Annotated in this window: 14 protein-coding genes; 8 read left to right on the forward strand and 6 right to left on the reverse strand. The window is 73.4% G+C overall.

Annotation, left to right across the window (positions count from 1 at the left end; translation table 11 throughout):
* Positions 1 to 211 precede the first annotated feature (211 nt).
* Together ACL03H_RS03480 and otnK are read right to left on the reverse strand one after the other, a co-directional pair.
* Positions 212 to 850, reverse strand: a complete 639-nt coding sequence (locus ACL03H_RS03480; protein WP_412809588.1) for a class II aldolase/adducin family protein — start codon at positions 848 to 850, stop codon at positions 212 to 214.
* Complete coding sequence (gene otnK / locus ACL03H_RS03485; RefSeq protein ID WP_412809589.1) at positions 847 to 2,103, reverse strand: 3-oxo-tetronate kinase; 1,257 nt, start codon at positions 2,101 to 2,103, stop codon at positions 847 to 849. The genes ACL03H_RS03480 and otnK overlap by 4 nt, the downstream gene beginning before the upstream one ends.
* A 179-nt stretch (positions 2,104 to 2,282) precedes the next feature.
* Between otnK and ACL03H_RS03490 the strand changes: the two genes are divergently transcribed.
* The 3 genes from ACL03H_RS03490 (at position 2,283) to ACL03H_RS03500 (ending at position 5,966) form a co-directional block, all read left to right on the forward strand.
* Complete coding sequence (locus ACL03H_RS03490; protein WP_412809590.1) at positions 2,283 to 3,671, forward strand: homoserine dehydrogenase; 1,389 nt, start codon at positions 2,283 to 2,285, stop codon at positions 3,669 to 3,671.
* Complete coding sequence (locus ACL03H_RS03495; RefSeq protein ID WP_412809591.1) at positions 3,668 to 5,023, forward strand: GntT/GntP/DsdX family permease; 1,356 nt, start codon at positions 3,668 to 3,670, stop codon at positions 5,021 to 5,023. The genes ACL03H_RS03490 and ACL03H_RS03495 overlap by 4 nt, the downstream gene beginning before the upstream one ends.
* Positions 5,024 to 5,168: 145 nt before the next feature.
* Positions 5,169 to 5,966 (forward strand): DeoR/GlpR family DNA-binding transcription regulator, encoded by a 798-nt coding sequence (locus ACL03H_RS03500; protein ID WP_412809592.1) that lies wholly within the window; start codon positions 5,169 to 5,171, stop codon positions 5,964 to 5,966.
* A 523-nt stretch (positions 5,967 to 6,489) separates the two neighbouring features.
* On the opposite strand, the gene ACL03H_RS03505 is transcribed toward ACL03H_RS03500, so the two are convergent.
* Both ACL03H_RS03505 and ACL03H_RS03510 read right to left on the reverse strand, forming a co-directional pair.
* Positions 6,490 to 6,786 carry a hypothetical protein gene (locus ACL03H_RS03505; protein WP_412809593.1) on the reverse strand — a complete coding sequence of 99 codons (297 nt, stop codon included), beginning with the start codon at positions 6,784 to 6,786 and terminating at the stop codon, positions 6,490 to 6,492.
* Between the two features lie 168 nt (positions 6,787 to 6,954).
* The gene (locus ACL03H_RS03510) at positions 6,955 to 7,947 is read right to left on the reverse strand and encodes a GlxA family transcriptional regulator (protein WP_412809594.1); all 993 of its coding nucleotides are present in this window, start codon (positions 7,945 to 7,947) and stop codon (positions 6,955 to 6,957) included.
* A gap of 96 nt (positions 7,948 to 8,043) precedes the next feature.
* Here ACL03H_RS03510 and ACL03H_RS03515 point away from each other — a divergent pair, with 96 nt between their 5' ends.
* Complete coding sequence (locus ACL03H_RS03515; RefSeq protein WP_412809595.1) at positions 8,044 to 8,181, forward strand: hypothetical protein; 138 nt, start codon at positions 8,044 to 8,046, stop codon at positions 8,179 to 8,181.
* 1 nt (position 8,182) lies between these two features.
* Here ACL03H_RS03515 and ACL03H_RS03520 read toward each other — a convergent pair whose 3' ends face one another.
* Both ACL03H_RS03520 and ACL03H_RS03525 read right to left on the reverse strand, forming a co-directional pair.
* Complete coding sequence (locus ACL03H_RS03520; protein ID WP_412809596.1) at positions 8,183 to 8,989, reverse strand: NPP1 family protein; 807 nt, start codon at positions 8,987 to 8,989, stop codon at positions 8,183 to 8,185.
* 293 nt (positions 8,990 to 9,282) lie between these two features.
* Positions 9,283 to 10,719, reverse strand: a complete 1,437-nt coding sequence (locus ACL03H_RS03525; protein WP_412809597.1) for a class I adenylate-forming enzyme family protein — start codon at positions 10,717 to 10,719, stop codon at positions 9,283 to 9,285.
* Positions 10,720 to 11,028: 309 nt separating this feature from the next.
* Here ACL03H_RS03525 and ACL03H_RS03530 point away from each other — a divergent pair, with 309 nt between their 5' ends.
* From ACL03H_RS03530 to ACL03H_RS03545, 4 genes are all read left to right on the forward strand, one after another.
* Positions 11,029 to 12,606 carry an NAD(P)-binding domain-containing protein gene (locus tag ACL03H_RS03530; protein ID WP_412809598.1) on the forward strand — a complete coding sequence of 526 codons (1,578 nt, stop codon included), beginning with the start codon at positions 11,029 to 11,031 and terminating at the stop codon, positions 12,604 to 12,606.
* A complete protein-coding gene (locus tag ACL03H_RS03535; RefSeq protein ID WP_412809599.1) occupies positions 12,603 to 13,685 on the forward strand; it encodes an alpha-hydroxy acid oxidase in 1,083 nt (360 codons plus the stop codon). Before ACL03H_RS03530 ends, ACL03H_RS03535 begins: the two co-directional genes overlap by 4 nt.
* Entirely contained in the window at positions 13,682 to 15,097 is a 1,416-nt protein-coding gene (locus tag ACL03H_RS03540) for a cytochrome P450 (RefSeq protein WP_412809600.1), read from the forward strand. Before ACL03H_RS03535 ends, ACL03H_RS03540 begins: the two co-directional genes overlap by 4 nt.
* A 66-nt stretch (positions 15,098 to 15,163) precedes the next feature.
* Positions 15,164 to 16,432 carry a cation:proton antiporter gene (locus ACL03H_RS03545; protein ID WP_412809601.1) on the forward strand — a complete coding sequence of 423 codons (1,269 nt, stop codon included), beginning with the start codon at positions 15,164 to 15,166 and terminating at the stop codon, positions 16,430 to 16,432.

A 16,432-nucleotide genomic window follows, 5' to 3' on the forward strand; every position in this document is an offset into this window, starting at 1 on the left:
GCCTTACTTTGGGTGTCGTCTGATCCCCGGCCGGGTCGCGGGAACATCCCGCGACCCGGATCCGGGGCCGCCCGCCGACCGCGAGGCCCGGCGCCACCGTCGAAACTCGCACCCTCCGACGCGACCGCGTCGCGCACCGGCCGCGCGGCGTGAATCGCGGGGCGCGCCCCGGGATTCCACTTCGGACGGCGAACGGCAGCGGCGTCCGGGGTCAGTGGTCCCAGGGGGTGCCGTAGCGGGTGGTGAGGGCGGTGATCTCCGCCGGCTCCAGCAGGCGCGGCACGTGCTGGCCGAGGCCGAGCAGCAGCGCCGCGACCTCCTCCAGCTCCACCGCCGCGTCGACCGCCGCCGCCAGCGAGCGTCCCGACGCGATCGGGCCGTGGTTCTGCAGCAGCGCGGCGCGGAAGTCGAAGTCCAGCGCTTCGAGCAGCTCCGCCTGCGCCGGATCTCCGGGAGCGGCGTAGGGGATCAGCGGGCACTGGCCGACGCGCATCACGAAGTACGGGGTGAGCGGCGGGATCGCGCTGCGCGGCGACCACGGAGCCAGGCAGGCCACCCCCGCCGCGTGCCGGGAGTGCAGGTGCACCACGGCGGTCGCCGCCGGGTCGCGGCGGTAGAACGCACCGTGCAGCGGGAACTCCTTGGACGGCTTCGGGCCCCCGAGGTGGTCGCCGTGCGGGGAGAGCTCGGCGAGCCCGTCCGGGTCGAGGTCACCGAGGTCCGCGCCGGTGGGGGTGATGAGCATCCGGTCGCCCTCGCGGATGCTGAGGTTGCCGGAGGACCCGGGGCTGAGCCCGAGCGCGGCGAGCTTCGCGCCCGCCGCGACCAGTTCCCGACGTGCTTCGCTCATGACAGCGCGTCCCAGGCCGTGGTGAAGATGTCGATCCCTCCGAAGTTCCCCGATTTCAGCGCCACGTCCACCGCGCGCGGCTCGCCGTCCACGCGGGACACCGCGCGGCACCAGGGCACGCCGGGCGCGATGCGCGCGCCCACGTGCAGGGCCCGCACGCCCAGCGCCAGCACCACGGCGCCCGAGGTCTCACCGCCCGCGACCAGCAACCGCCGCGCGCCCCCGGTGACCAGCTCGGCCGCGCAGCGCGCCAGCGCCCGCTCCAGCAGCGCGCCCGCGGGTTCGGCGCCGTCGGGGGCGCCGGTTTCGAGCTCGTCGCCCTCGGCGACCGCGTAGAGCACCGGTGGTCGCCCCGGGTCGTCCCGCCAGGCCCGGTGGGCGAATCCGACCAGCTCGGCGACGGCGGAGTCGAAGTCGGCGCGCAGCGCGGCGAGATCCAGCTGCCTGCTCGGCAGCAGCGACTTGGCGTGCGCGACCTGGGCGCGGGTGGCCGCCGAGGCGCTGCCCGCCAGCACCACCGCCGGACCCGGACCCGCCGAGCCCGCGCGCGCCCGGTCCGGGTGCGGCCCGCTGAGACCCAGCGCGAGGCCGGCCCCGCCGGTGAGCACCGCGTCCTCCGCCGTCGCCGCCGCGATCACCCGCAGGTCCTCGTCGGTCGCGGCGTCCACCACGACCAGCGCGCCGCCGCGCTCCGCCAGCGCCGCGCGCACCGCTTCCGGCCCGGAGCGCACCACGTCGTGCCCGACCAACCGCACCGGCCGCCGGGTCTGCGGGGCCAGCAACCGCAGCAGGTCGGAGTCCCGCATCGGGGTCAACGGGTGATCGCGCATCGGGCTCTCGGCCAGCGGCTCGTCGCCGACGAACAGGTGCCCCCGGTGCACGGTGCGCCCGGTGTCGGGGAAGGAGGGCACCACGACCGCGCGGTCCGCGCCGAGCTCGTCGAGCACGGCGTCCACGACGGGGCCGATGTTGCCCCGGGGCGTGGAGTCGAAGGTGGAGCAGTACTTCACGTAGATCCGGTCGCAACCCGCCGCGCGCAGCCCGCGCAGCGCGGCCAGCGAGTCGCGCACCGCCTCGTCGACCGGCGCGGTGCGCGACTTCAGCGCCACCACCACCGCGTCGAGCTCGTCGAGGGGTTCGTCCGGTTCCGCCGGGCCGATGACCACGGCCGTGCGGAACCCGCGGGACACGAGCATGGTCGCGAGGTCGGTCGCCCCGGTGAAGTCGTCGGCGATCGCGCCGAGCAGCGTCATGCGTCCTCCCGGTCGCGGGTCGTGCTCGCCTGTGATGACGAGCGATACGTGAAAATATGTTAGCACGCTTGACTATGATGTGAATTGGTGAATATGTTCTGTGAAACCAGGTGATAGTCAGCGAATCGGACCGCACGGCGGTTCCGGTGCGCCACGACGCGGACTCGACGAGGAGACCCATGACCGTGCAGCCACGCCCACCGGGCACCGGCGACCGACCCGTCGGGTACGCGCTCTCCGGCGCAGCGGGCGGCTTCGCCCGCACCCTGCTGGCGCAGACGAGGCTGATCCCCGGCCTCGTCCCCGCCGTGCTGTGCGACGTCGACGTCCCCCGCCTGCACCAGCTGTGCCTGGAGCTCGGCTACGAGGCAGAGCTGCTGCGCACCTGCACCGACGCCGAGCAGACCGCCGCGGCCACCGCCGAGGGCAGGATCGCGCTCGTCGCCGATCAGCGCCTGCTCGGCGCCGGGGAGTGGGACGTGCTGGTGGAGGCCACCGGCAGCCCCGCCGACGGGTGCGCGATGGCGCGCGCCGCCCTGGAGTCCGGGCGGCACGTGGCGATGGTGAGCAAGGAGGTCGACTCGGTCGCCGGCCTGCACCTGGCCCGGCTCGCCGCCGAGCGCGGCGTCGTCTACACCCCGGCCGAGGGCGACCAGCCCGGCAACCTCATCCGGCTGCTGGAGTGGGCGCGGCTGCTGGGCATGGACGTGGTGGCCATCGGCAAGTCCACCGAGTACGACCTCGTTTACGACCCCCAGACCGGGAACGTCACCCAGCTGGACCGCACGGTTCCCGCGCCCGGGCTCGGCGAGCTGCTCTCCCTCGGCGAGGACGTGCGCGGCACGCTGGCCGCCCGTGCCGAGGCCGTCGCGGCGCTGCCGACCGGCGCCACCGCCGACTACTGCGAGATGGCGGTGGTGGCGGCGAACACCGGCTTCCGGCCGGACGTGGAAGCGCTGCACTACCCGGTCGCCCGGATCGCCGAGCTCGCCGACGTCTACGCGCTGCGCGAGCACGGCGGGGTGCTGCACCGGCCGGGCGCCGTGGACGTGTTCACCGCGCTGCGGCTGCCGGACGAGGCCTCCTTCGCCGGGGGTGAGTTCGTCGTGCTGCGCACCAACGACGCCGAGACCTGGCGGATCCTCGCCGAGAAGGGCCACGTGGTCAGCCGCGACGGGCGCTACGCGACCGTCTACCTGCCCTATCACCTCATGGGCGTCGAGACCCCCGCGACGCTGCTCGCGATCGCCGCGCACGGCCGCTCGGGCCTGCCCGAGCCCGGCAGGCACGCGGTCCTCGCCGGCCGGGCCAGCACCGACCTCGCCGCGGGAACGGTGCTCGACATGGGCGGGCACCACCACGACGTGACCGGGGTGCGGGCCGTGCTGCTGCGCGACGAGGACGCCCCCGCCGACGTCGCGCCGCTCTACCTGGCCGCGCACACCGCCCTGGGTCGCGACGTGGCCGCGGGTGAGCTGATCACCCTGGCCGACCTCGCGAACCCCGACCCCGCGCTGGTCGAGGCCTGGCACCTCGGCCGCGAGCGCACCGGCGAGGAGGCCCGATGAGCCCCGAAATCACCCCGCTGCTGCTGGCGGCGGGTGCGATCGTCGTCCTGATCCTGCTGATCACCAAGCTGAAGCTGCACCCGTTCCTGGCGCTGATGATCGCCGCGCTCGGGCTCGGCTTCGCCAACGGCATCGCTCCCGCCGAGACCGCCGAGCACTTCGAGACCGGGTTCGGCGACGCCCTCAGCGGCACCGGGCCCGTCATCGGACTCGGCACCATCCTGGGCGGCATCCTGCTCGGCTCCGGCGGTGCCGACCGGATCGCCACCGCGTTCCTGGGCTCCCGGCCGGTCAAGTGGATCCCCGCCGCGATCGCCACCGCCGCGCTGCTCATCGGGATGCCGCACCTGTTCGACGTCAGCTTCGTGATGCTGGTGCCGCTGGTGTACGCGGTGGCGAAGCGGACCGGCTCGCACCTGCTGTACGTGGGGCTGCCGATGGCGGCGGGCCTCTACGTCTCGCACGGGCTGCTCCCACCGCACCCCGCGCCGACGCTGGCGGTCGGTGCCTACGAGGCGAACACCGGGCTCACCATCTTCTACGGGCTGCTCATCGCCGTTCCGGTGATGATCCTGACCGGCCCGGTGCTCACCCCGCTGCTGTCGCGCTGGTTCGGCCCCGCGCCCGACCTGGACAAGAGCCCGGTGCCCGACCCCGGCCCGTCCGAGGACGAGCTGCGCCGCCCGGTGTCGCTGGTGCTCGCGCTGATCACCGTGGTGCTGCCCGCGGGCCTGATGCTCATCGGGACCCTCGGCACCTCGATGGTCGAGCCGGGCAGCTGGGCCCACGTGGTGTTCGAGGCCTGCGACACGCCGGTGCTCTCGCTGCTGGCCGCGGTCGTGTTCGCGTTCTTCGCGCTCGGGATTCGCTCCGGTTTCGGCCTGGGGAAGCTGCAGAAGATGGCCGCGAAGGGCCTCGGCCCGGTCGGGGCGATCGTGCTCATCCTCGGTGCCGGTGGTGGGCTCAAGGAGATGCTGTCCGCCACCGAGGTCGACAAGCTGATCACCCAGTACGCGGTGGACTGGGCGGTGCCGCCGCTGCTGCTGGCCTGGCTGGTGGCCGCCCTGCTGCGGATCTGCCTCGGCTCGGCGACGGTGGCGACCGCCGCCGCCACCGGGATCGTCGCTCCGCTGGTGACCGCCTACCCGGACCTGTCGCCGGAGCTGCTGGTGCTGGCGACCGCCTCCGGCGCGGTGATGCTCTCGCACGTCAACGACTCCGGGTTCTGGCTGTTCAAGGAGTACTTCCAGCTCAGCGTCGCGCAGACCTTCCGTACGTGGACGCTGATGCTCTCGGTGCAGTCGGCGCTGAGCCTCGGCGGCGTCCTCCTGCTGAGCACCTTGGTCAGCTGACCCGCGCGGACCACCCCTCCGCCCGGCGATCCCGGGCGGAGGGGGTGACCACCCGGCGGGTCGCGCGGAGCGGATCGGCCCGGTAGCGACAATGGAGACGACCGGACCGGGGCGGGCCCGGCGGCACGGGAGTGGGGAGTGGGGCATGGAAGCGTCGGAGAACCCGCCGCTCATCCCTGATCAGCGCCGCGAGCAGCTGGTCAAGCACCTGCGGCGGGAAGGGGTGCTCAGCGTCCAGCAGATCACGCAGCTGTTCGGCATCTCGCACATGACGGTGCGCCGCGACCTCGCCGAGCTGGAGCGCCAGGGGCTCGTGTTCTCGGTCCCGGGCGGCGCCCGCATCGCCAGTCAGCTGCACGCCGAACCGACCTTCCAGGACAAGTTCGTCACCGAGCAGCCGGAGAAGCAGGCGATGGCGCGGGAGGCAGCCCGCCGCGTCCGCGACGGCATGACCATCTACCTCGACGCGGGCACGACGATGCTCACGATGATCCCGCTGCTGGTGGAGCGCGCCGAGCTCACCGTCGTCACCAACGACTTCACCGCCGTGGAGCGGCTGCTGCCTGCCACCCACCTCGACGTGATCCACCTCGGCGGGCTCGTCGAACCGGCCAACCGCTCCAGCGTCGGGCGGCTGGCGGCGGCGACGCTGCGCCAGCTCGCGCTGGACGTGGCGTTCATCAGCGCGAGCTCCTGGGACCTGCTGCGCGGGGTGACCACCCCGTCGGAGCGCAAGGTCGAGGTCAAGCACGCCGCGATGGCCGCCGCGTCGCGGTCGCTGCTGGTGGTGGGCTCGTCGAAGTACGGGACCTTCGGCCGCTACAAGGTCGCCTCGCTGCACGCCTTCGACGAAGTGATCACCGACGACGCGCTGGCCGGTGCGGCGGCGGAGGGGATCCGCGCGGAGGGAACGGACCTGCGCCTGGCCAGCCCGCGGGGGTAGGTCCGCGACGGACGGACCGCCCCGGGCGCCGGGTGGGGCGCCCGCGGCGGTCCACCTTCACGCGACGAGCTCGCGAGCGACCGCCGCGTGCTCGTCCCCGACTCCGATGCTCGTCCGCTTCCGGTCGCACCGGAGGGGCCGGCCGGTGCCGCCGTCGGAGGTGAGAGTCACGCGGTCCTGCGTCACCTTCGGTGTCGCGACGCGACCTCGCCCGCGAGGTGGTCGGTGCGCTGCTCCGGGCCGACCCGCGCGGGTGCTACCGCCGTCGAAAGCGTGCCCGCTGCCGGGATCGTCACCAGCGAGGCGGCCGCTCGCCGCATCGTCCCGCTCGTGGTTTCCCCTGCGATGTTCGTCCCCTCGGGTGGATTCCTCCGCCGCCGAGCCGTGCCCCGGTGCTGCCGCAGGATTCCGCCGAGATCGTCACCGGAGACCGGGCGAACGGATCGAACCACCTGAAAAGAGCAGTGGAGACGAAGTTCCGGCCGGTCGCGGAGATCGACCGGCCGGACCCTCGCTGCGGGCTTCAGTGCTCGTCGTAGTGGTCGCCGTGGGAGGCGTGCCGGTGCCCGTCGTGCAGGTAGTCGGTGTGGTCTCCGTGCGGCACGGCGACGTGGCCGCACTCGGGGCCGTGCTCGTGCCCGTGCGCGTCGTGCGCGACGTGCTCGGCGGGGTCGCACTCGTCGTAGTGGCCGTCGTGGGCCTTGTGCAGGTGGCCGTCGTGCGCGTAGTCGGTGTGGTCTCCGTGCGGCACGGCCACGTGCCCGCAGCCCGGGCCGTGCTCGTGCGGGTGGTCGGTGTGCTGGGCGTGGGCCGTCGTCATCGAGGAACCTCGCAATCCGTTCGGCTGAGCGGCCGCCCCGCCGAACGGGGCAGCCCGGTGCCCGTCACATTAGCGATGGCGCATGTGTTGGCAACTCGGGAGCGGTCGTCCCGGGCGGCGGGCTTTCCGCGAGCGGTGTCCGCTCGCGAGGGGCTGGCCGCGTGGCGATCAGGCCGGTGCCGGGCGCGGTGGCTGGAAGGAGCTGCGGTAGGTCCTCGGTGAGATGCCCAGCCGGGCGCGGAGGTGCTGGCGCAGCGAGGCGGCGGTGCCGAAACCGCAGTCCTCGGCGATCCGCTCCACCGGCAGGTCCGTCTCCTCCAGCAGCTGCCGCGCCCGCTCCACCCGCTCCCGGGTCAGCCAGCGCACCGGCGAGAGCCCGGTCTCGTCCCGGAACCGGCGGGTGAAGGTGCGCACGCTCATCGACTCCAGCTCGGCCAGCTCCCGCAGCGACAGCACCCGGTGCAAGTTCTCCAGGGCGAAGGCCCGCGCCCGCGCCGTGGACGAGCTGCGCGGCTCGGGCACCGCGCGCCGGATGAACTGGGCCTGCCCGCCGTCGCGGTGCGCGGGCACCACCGCACCGCGCGCCACGCCGTTGGCGACCGACGCGCCGTGCTCCTCGCGGATCAGGTGCAGGCACAGGTCGATGCCGGCGGCCTCCCCGGCCGAGGTCAGCACCGCTCCCTCGTCCACGTAGAGCACGTCCGGATCGAGCTCGACCCGGGGGAACAGCCGCCGGAACCGTTCCACGGCGTTCCAGTGCGTCGTGGCGCGCCGCCCGTCCAGGAGCCCGGCGGCGGCGAGCACGAACGCTCCGGTGCAGATCGAGGCGATCCGCGCGTGCGCGGGGACGCGCCCGAGCGCGGCGCGCAGCCCGGGGTCGAGCTCGGGGCGCGGCTCGTAGTCCTCGTCCGAGGCGGGCACGAACACGAGGTCGGCCTCCGCCAGCGCCTCCGGCCCGTGCGGCGCGGTGAGCGCGAAATCGGCGCCGGAGCGCAGCGACCCCGCGCGCGCCGCGCAGGTCGCGACCTCGTAGAGCCGGTTGCCGTCCGCGTCCACGGCCAGCGCGAACAGCTGGTGCACGATCCCCAGCTCCATCGGCAGCACGCCCGGCCGCACCAGCACGGCCACGTGCCGACGCTCCGCGTGCTGGAAGACGCTCATGGCCCGATCCTCGCACACGTTGGCCATCGGGCCACTCGTCCGCGCCGCCACCGAGACGGAGGCTGGACCGGTCAACTCGCGGAGGAGGAGAGATCGATGGCCCTGATCTGGTCGGCCCTGCTGGCCGAGTTCGCGCTCGCGTTCGCCGCGGCCTCGGCCCTGGCGTGGTGGGTCCGGCGGCCCCGCGCGCGGGACGGCGCCCGGTGCGCCGCCCCGCCGCGCTGCGCGCGGTGAGTCAGGACTCGGGGTCGAACTCGACGTCGTCCGGCTTGGCCTTGGCGAGGTTGCCCTCGAAGCTGCCGTCCTTGATCCCGAGGCTGGCGCTGCCGAAGTCGGCGGAGGTGAGCGCGTCCCGGATGCCCTCCGGGTAGCCGTCCCAGCCGACCAGGTCCGGGTACTGCCAGGTGCCCTTGTGGTTCTCCGGCTCCTCGTCCTGGCCCGCGAGGCGGAAGCAGTGCGTGCTCGGCCCGTCCTTGTGGTAGACGATCTTCGCGTGGGTGTCCTCGAAGCCGACCTCGTCGGCCGGGTAGGTGGAGAAGCCACCGTGGGCCGAGGTGGAGACGTACTTCGCCTGGCCCTCGTTGACCCACACGACGACGTGCTCGATGTCGTGCCGGTGCCCGAAGGCGTCGTGGACGCCGTCGAGGGCCTGGTCCTTCTCGAAGTACAGGTCGTACATGTACGCGCACCAGTCGCCGTCGCACTTCGCGCGCGAGTAGGAGTTCGTGTTGTCCAGGTCGGACTCGTCGTGGCAGTCCCCGCTCAACGAACCCGAGGGCTCCAGGCCGGAGGCGGGCTCGCCGTCCGGCCCGATGGCGGGCGTGGAGTAGCAACCGTCGCCGTCGTAGTCGAACGCGGGCTGCCACGTCGACTCCTCCGCGGAGGCGTTCGACGGCAGCGCCCGCGGCGGATCGGCCAGCGCGGCGGCGGGGGGCAGGCCGAGGAGCAGCACGGCCGCACCGGCGAGGGCGCGGGACGCGAACGAGATCGTCCCGACGCGCCGGGGCGTCCGGGTCGTGCTAGCGGTTTCCGGAGTTCCCATCGCAGCGGAGCCTTCCGATCGCGCCGACAAGATCGGCACGATCATAGGTGCGGGCGGGGTTCGTGCCCAGGCGTCCGAGCGGTCTTCCCGTGGCGAGTTGCCGCCGTTCCACCTGCGGATTTCCGATTTCCTGGCGAGAACCCGACACCTCCGCCGACGCCGCCCGCGCGCGGCGTACGGTGCTTCGCCGGCCTCGGCGGGAACGCCCGAACTCCGGCGCCCGCTCCGGCCTCCCGGCGGCCGGGAGCGGGCACCGGACCCCCCGGAGGGCGGGAGCTCACGGGGGCGACGCCTCAGCGCGGCCCCGGGATGGTGCGCAGGGCCTGCAGGGCCTGCTTGTCCGGTTTGCCCGCCGGGGTGAGCGGGACGTCCCGGATCGCGGTGATGGTCGCGGGGGAGGCCGCGGCGCCGAGCTCGGCGCTCACCAGCGCGCGCAGCGAGTCGCCGTCGGGCACCGCCCCGGCGGCGGGCACCACGTAGGCGTGGATCGCTTCGCCGGTTCCCTCGTCGGGGGCGCCGATCACGTACGACTGGTCGACAGCGGGGTGCGCGGCCAGCGCTCGCTCGATCGGACCGGCGTAGTGCACGATCGCGTTCACGATGATCACGTCGCGCGCGCGGCCGGTGAGGTGCAGGAAACCGCCCTCGTCGAAGCGACCGATGTCGCGGGTGCGGACCCGGTCGCCGCGCAGCACGTCGGCGGTCTCCGCCGGATCCCGCCAGTAGCCGGTGAGCGCCTGCGGCACCTGGACCCACACCTCGCCCTCCTGCCCGTCCGGCAGGGGCCGCCCGTCCGCGTCGCGGATCTCCACCCGCATCCCGGGCCAGGGCCGCCCGACCGAGCTCGCGGCCTCGGGGTGGGCGGCGATGTCGGCGGCCGAGAGCAGGCTGATCATGCCGACCTCGGTCTGCCCGTAGCCCAGGTGCACCGCCGGGCCGATCAGCGCGTGGGCCTCGGCGAGCTTCCCCGGCGCCAGCGGAGATCCGGCCACGAGCAGCATCCGGGCGGCGCTGAGGCCGAGGTCCCGCTCGCGGGCGATGTCGAGCAGCTGGTGCAGCCGGGGAACCGTCAGCAAGCACGCGGTGATCTCCAGCTCCTGCAGCACCCGGGGGAACTCCGGGGGGCCGATCGGGATCACGGCGGTGCCCCCGGAGAGCAGGCACAGCGCGAGGTGTTCCTGCACCACGGCGCTGGCCAGCGTGCCGAACAGCAGGAACCGCTGGTAACCGGCGGCGAGCTCGGCGGTGCGCTCGGTCCACGACGGTGATTGCCACGCCCAGTTCGCCGTCATGGCCCGGTAGTCGAAGACGGTTCCCTTGGGGGTTCCGGTGCTGCCGCTGGTGAAGGTGACCACGGCGGGGTCGTCGAACCGGCCTCGGGCCACCGGGGCCTCGTGGTCGCTGAGCAGCTCGGGACCGAGGACGAGCAGCCGGGCGTCCCCGGCCGCGGTGCGCAGCTCCGCGCGCGGAGCGTCGGTCACCACGGCCGCGATGTCCTGGTCGAGGATGTGCGCCAGCTGCGGCGGGGTGAGCCCGGGGCGCAGGCCCACGACCCGGCAGCCGAGCACGTGCGCGGCGATCTGCGCGGCGAAGCCCTCCGGGCTGACGGCGGTGTCGAGCGCGATCCCGCGTCCCGGTCCCAGCCCCGCCGCGCGCAGCCCGGCGGTGAACCGGCCGATCAGCTCCAGCAGCTCGCCGCGCACCACGACCCGCTCGCCGCGCTCGAACACCGGGGTGAGCGGATCGGCGGCGAGCGCGTCGAGCAGAGCCTGCGGAAAGGGTTGTCCGCCGACGCGGTGTTGTTGATCACCTGAGGATGTTCCCGCTCCCATTTTTACCGCTTTCCGTCGAACAGCCGAATGTTTCCGGGCACCCGGACCAGCGCTTGCGGTCGGGCAGTCAGATCCTGTGGATCTCTACCATTTCGGCCACTTCACAACCACGCCATCGGCATGTGTCCTGAATCACTTGTCCCTGTCGAGGGGCTCGCTTTAAGGTTCAAATAACAAATGTATGCGCTGGTAGGAGGCGACGGCACAGTGTCCGAAGAGATCTCCCTTGATTACCTCGTTATCGGTGCCGGACCGGCGGGGCTTCAGGTCGGTTATTACCTCGAACGAGCAGGCCGCAATTATCTGATCGTCGAGTCGGACGCGGTTCCGGGGAGTTTCTTCGCGAAGTTCCCCCGGCATCGCACGCTCATCTCCATCAACAAGGTGCACACCGGCTGGGACGATCCCGAGCTGAACCTGCGCACCGACTGGAACTCGCTGCTCAGCGAGGAGAGCAGCCCCCTGTTCACCGAACGCACCCCGCGCTACTTCCCGGCGGCCGAGGACTTCGTCGGCTACCTCGCCGACTTCGCCACCACCCACGGCCTCGCGATCCGCTTCGGCACCCGCATCGTCGAGATCACCAAGCCCGGCGAATTCGTGGCCCGCGACCAGCACGGCACCACCTTCCGGGCCAGGCGCGTGATCGTCGCGACCGGAGTGGGCCTGCCGAACGTGCCCGAGATCGAGGGCGCCGAGCTCGCCGAGAACTACACCGAGATGTCGGTGGACCCCGCCGACTACACCGGTCAGCGGGTGCTCATCGTCGGGCGGGGCAACTCGGCGTTCGAAACGGCGGACAACCTCATCGAAACCGCCGCCGTCATCCACGTCGCCGGGTCGGGCTCGCTGAAGCTGGCTTGGCAGACCCACTTCGTGGGCCACCTGCGCGCGGTGAACAACAACTTCCTGGACACCTACCAGCTGAAGTCGCAGAACGCGCTGCTGGACGGGCGGATCCTGAGCATCCGCCGGGACGGCGACTCCTACCTGGTGCGGGTCAGCTTCGAGCGGGTGCGGGAGGTCGTCAAGGAGATCCGCTACGACCGGGTGCTGCTGGCCACCGGATTCCGCTTCGACCCGTCGATGTTCGCGCCCGAGTGCCGACCGGAACTCACCATCGACGACCGCTTCCCCGCGCAGACCCCCGCCTGGGAGTCGGTGAACGTCCCCGGCCTGCACTTCGCGGGCACCATCACCCAGGCCCGCGACTTCAAGAAGTCCACCAGCGGCTTCGTCCACGGCTTCCGCTACGGGGCGCGCGCCCTGCACCGCATCCTGGAGCGCCGCGAGCACGGCGAACCCTGGCCCTCCCGCGCGCTCGCCCCGACCCCGGAGGCCGTGGGCGACGCGGTGATCGAGCGGGTCAACCGCAGCTCGGCGCTGTGGCAGCTGTTCGGCTTCCTCGGCGACGCCGTGCTGCTCGGCCCGGACGGCGCGCGCTACGCCGAGGAGGTCCCGGTCGACCACCTGCACGAGGCGGTCGTGGCCGGGGAGTTCGGCGAGGTCGGCGACTACCTCGTGACCACCCTCGAATACGGCGCCGACCACGACCTGATCAACCCGTTCGACGTGACGCGGAGCCGGGTCTCGCAGCAGGACACCAGCGGACTCGACGGGCGCTACCTGCACCCGGTGGTGCGGCACTTCCGGGCGGGCGAGCTGCTCGCGGAGCACCACATCACCGAGAACCTGGAGAACGAGTGGGACGACGAGCGGGTGCACCGGGCCCCGCTGCGCGAGTTCCTGCGCCGGGCGCTGCCCGCGACGGCGGACGTGCGATGAGCGCGCTCCCCGACGACCAGCAGCGGGCGAAGGAGCTGCTGGAACCAGCGATCTACGACTACTTCGCGGGCGGGGCGGGCGACGAGATCGCCCTGGCGGACAACGAGAACTCCTTCGCCCGGCTCGCGATGCTGCCCCGGGTGCTGCGCGGTGGCCCGGCCCCGGACACCCGGGTGCACCTGCCCGGCGCCCCGCACGCGGCGCCGATCGTGGTGGCCCCCACCGCCTTCCACCGCCTCGCCCACCCCCGAGGGGAGCTCGCCACCGCGCGCGCGGCCGCGGCGGCGGGCACCGTGCTGATCTCCGGCATGGCCGCCACGGTCGCGATCGACGAGGTCGTGGCGGCCGCTCAGGAGGTCCGGCCGGAGGCCCCGGTGTGGTTCCAGCTCTACCTGCAACCCGAGCGGGAGGTCACCGACCGGCTCGTCGAGCGGGCCGAGCGCGCCGGCTGCACCGCGCTGGTGGTCACCGTGGACTCGCCGGTGTTCGGCGAGCGCCCGCGGGACCGCCGCAACGGCTTCCACGACCTGCCACCCGGCTACGCCGCGGAGAACATGCGCGACCTTCCCGGTGGCCCGCCCGGCGGCACCCGCGACATCGAGATGTCCACCGAGATCTCCTGGCGGCACCTGGAAGCGCTGCGGGCGAGCACCGGGCTCCCCGTGCTGCTCAAGGGAATCCTGCACCCCGACGACGCGCACCTGGCCGTCGCGCACGGGGTGGACGGGATCATCGTGTCCAACCACGGTGGCAGGCAGTTCGACGCCGCGCCAGCACCCGTCGACGTCCTCCCGCGCCTCACCCGGGCCGTGGGCGGCGCCGTGCCGCTGCTGCTGGACGGCGGGGTGCGGCGGGGCAGCGACGTGGCCGTCGCGCTCGCCCTCGGGGCCTGCGCGGTCGGGATCGGCAGGCCCGTGCTGTGGGGGCTCGCCGTCGACGGCGAGAAGGGCGTGCGCGACGTGCTGGAGCGCTTCGGCGAGGAGTTCGAGCGGGCGCTCGCGCTCTGCGGCGGCAGGAGCCCGGCGGACCTCACCCCGGACATGGTGGTGCCGCGCGGCTTCGCGGGAGGTCACCGGTGAGGCTCCTGCCCTGGCTGGCCGCCGCCGCGGCGCTCAGCGCTCCGAGCTGGCTGCCGCAGCGGGTCGTGGCCCTGCGCGGCAAGGTCTTCGCGCTCGTCAACGGCGACGACGCGATCACCCTGCCCGGCGAGCACTTCGACGCCGCGAAGTTCCGGCAGGTCTACGAGCACCCGGCGGCGAACGGCCGGAGCGAGGGCGCCGGGCTCTCCGACCTGTTCTGGTACTGGCTCTCACCCGGCCCCGAGGTCCACCAGGAGCACCTGGAGGCGGGGCCGCGCTACGACGACGTCGCCCGCACCACGCAGCGGTTCCTGGCCGGGTCCAGCGAAGCGCTCTCGGCCGGCGCCGCCCGCTGCGCGGCGGCCGTGCTCGACGACGAGATCACCGGAGACCGGGCGGTGCGGCGGCTGCGCGACCTGATGATGCCGATCTGGGCCGAGTTCAACTACGAGCTCGTGTTCGGCGAACCCTGCCCGCCGCGGGCCAGGGAGCTCATCGTCGGCAACGCCGCCGACGTGGTCGATGCGCTCAAGTGCACCAGCCTGCGCCACCCGGCCCGGCGCGCCCGGCTCACCCGGTACCTGCGGCGACGGGTGGACGCGGGCGACGTGGTGCACGAGCTGCCCGCCGCGCTGTCCCGCTCCGAGCAGGTGCACTACCTGCAGGGGACCTTCTTCAACACCTCGGTGGTGCAGCTGTCCGAGGCGATGGCGCACCTGCTGCTCGTGCTCGCCCAGCACCCCGAGATCCAGGAGCGGCTGGCCGCCGACCCCGAGGACGCCCGGTACTTCCAGCACGTGCTGGACGAGACGATGCGGGTGTTCCCGCTGTTCGGCATCGCGCACCGGATCACCACCGCCGACATCGAGGTCGACGAGGCGACCACGCTGCCGCGCGGATCGGTGCTGTGCTTCAGCTATCCCGATTACCACGCCACCGGACACCGGGACCCGGAGAGCTTCGACCCCTCCCGCTGGGAGGAGCTGTCCGCCCGCGACGCCGCGCACATCCCGTTCGGGGTCGCGGCGAACCGGCCCTGCCCCGCGTGGCGGCTCTCCCCGCTGGCGATGCGCGCGGTCACCCGGGAGGTGCTGCGCCGGTTCCGGCTCGACTCCACCGCGCGGCACACGCGCTCCCTGCCCTCCAGGGGCCCGTGCCTGCTGACCCGGCGCGGGACGGCGCGACGCGACGAGCGGGTGGTGCTCGGGCTGCTGCGGGTGCGCGACCGCTGGGAGGACGTGGAGCGCAGCGTCCGGCAGCTGGTGCTGGGCACCTGGATGGTGCTCGACGCGCGACGGCAGCGGCTCGCGGGCGCGCACTTCGACCGGTTGCGCGCCGCCCCGCCGAGCGCCACCGGCGTTCCGCGCTCCGGGGGCGCCTCGCCCCCGCCGGGATGTCCCGCGCATCGCTGAATCCGCGCTCCCAGGCGGACCGCGCCCGTCGGGCGCGGTCCGCCGCCGCGAACGAAGGGTCCCCGCATGTCCCCGACGGAACTCGCGCCGGCGTTCTTCCTGGCCTGCGTCGTCATCCTCCTCGCCTGCCGCCTGGCCGGGTGGCTGCTGCGCGGGCTCGGCCAGCCGCCGGTGGTCGGCGAGATGGTGGCCGGGGTGGTCCTCGGGCCGTCGCTGCTCGGATGGCTCGCGCCCGACGTGATGCGCGTCGTGTTCCCCGAGGAGCTGCGCCCGGTGCTCTACGTGGCCGGGCAGATCGGGCTGGTCGTGTTCATGTTCCAGTCCGGCTACGAGTTCCGGCTGGACCGCGTGCGCCGGGTGGCGAGACCGGCGGCGGTGGTGTCAGCGGCCGGGGTGCTGCTCCCGCTGCTGTTCGGCGCCGCGCTGACCTGGATGGCGGCGGGCTCGGTCGAGGTGTTCCCGGCGGACGTGCCGCTGCCGGTCTCGGCGTTGTTCGTGGGCGTGACGCTGGCGATCACCGCGTTCCCGATGCTGGCCAGGATCATCACCGAACGCGGTCTGGCCGGGACCCGATTCGGGGCGCTCTCGCTGGCCTGCGGGGCGCTGGACGACGCGGTGGCCTGGGTGCTGCTCGCCGGGGTGCTCAGCATCGCGGCGGGCAGCGGCGGCCCGTTCGTCCTCGCGATCGGGGGCACCGCGCTGTTCGTGCTGGCGCTGGCCGGGGTGTTGCGCGCGAGCGCCCGGATCCAGGCGCTGGTGCGGCGGCTCGCCCCGGAGCACCTGCTGCTGGCGGTGGTCGCGGTGCTGTTCCTGGCCGCCTGGTACACCGACGTGATCGGGCTCTACGCGGTGTTCGGCGCGTTCAGCCTCGGGGTGGTGCTGCCGAAGTCGCCCGCCGTGGACGCGGCCGTGCACGCCCTGAAGCCGGTGAGCGCGCTGTTCCTGCCGCTGTTCTTCACCTACTCCGGCCTGAACACGAACCTGGCGCTGCTGGTGGAACCGGGACTGCTGCTGTTCGCGGTGGCTGCCGTGGCGGTGGCGATCGCGGGCAAGCTCGGCGCCTGCTGGGCCGCCGCCCGCGCCGTCGGCGAACCGGGCCCGGTCGCGATCCGCGTCGGGGCGCTGATGAACGCCCGCGGGCTGATGCAGCTCATCGCGGTCAACGTGGGACTCGCGGCGGGCATCGTCACCCCTGCCCTGTTCAGCGTGCTGGTGGTGATCGCGCTCGTCACCACGATCATGGCCTCGCCGCTGCTGATCCTGTTCGACCGGTGGCCCCGGACCCGACTCCCGGAGCCGGCGGACGAGCTGGCGGCGGGGAGCGCCCGGAGCTGA

The organism is Saccharopolyspora antibiotica, assembly GCF_047200635.1.
GTDB lineage: Bacteria > Actinomycetota > Actinomycetes > Mycobacteriales > Pseudonocardiaceae > Saccharopolyspora_C.